Source organism: Aliamphritea spongicola (assembly GCF_017051665.1).
Lineage (GTDB): Bacteria > Pseudomonadota > Gammaproteobacteria > Pseudomonadales > Balneatricaceae > Amphritea > Amphritea spongicola.
In genome coordinates, this window is sequence record NZ_JAFIDL010000037.1 from 1 (window position 1) to 401 (window position 401).

Genomic DNA, 401 nt, shown 5'->3' on the forward strand with positions numbered 1-401 from the left:
CATGGTGCCGTCGCTGAAAATGTTGGCGATCGGTTGGCTGTGCTGGGATGCGAACGGCAGGAAGAAACCGCGCGCCGACAGCGAGCGTATGCATCTGATTTATGAAGTGGTCGAATTCGTTGGCCGTTGGTCAATGATCGACGTGTTTGTGATCGCCGTGTTGTCGGCGTTGGTGCGAATGGGGCAGTTGATGAGCATTTATCCCGCGACGGGCGCCGTGCTGTTCGCGCTGGTGGTGATCCTCACCATGTTCGCCGCCATGACATTTGATCCCCGGCTGACCTGGGATCGCGCAAGTGAAACAATAAACAAGGAGCCGCAAGGTGACGGAAAATAATCATAGCGTCGCGGACGTCGAGAAGATCAAACGCTGGTCGCCGGTGTGGATCATTCCCATCGTG

Annotated in this window: 1 protein-coding gene; it reads left to right on the forward strand. The window is 56.4% G+C overall.

The genetic code is table 11. The annotated features are described in order from the left end of the window. A partial coding sequence (locus tag JYB63_RS22630) for a paraquat-inducible protein A (RefSeq protein ID WP_205660189.1) occupies nt 1-337 on the forward strand: 337 nt, incomplete at its 5' end. Between the last annotated feature and the right edge of the window lie 64 nt (nt 338-401).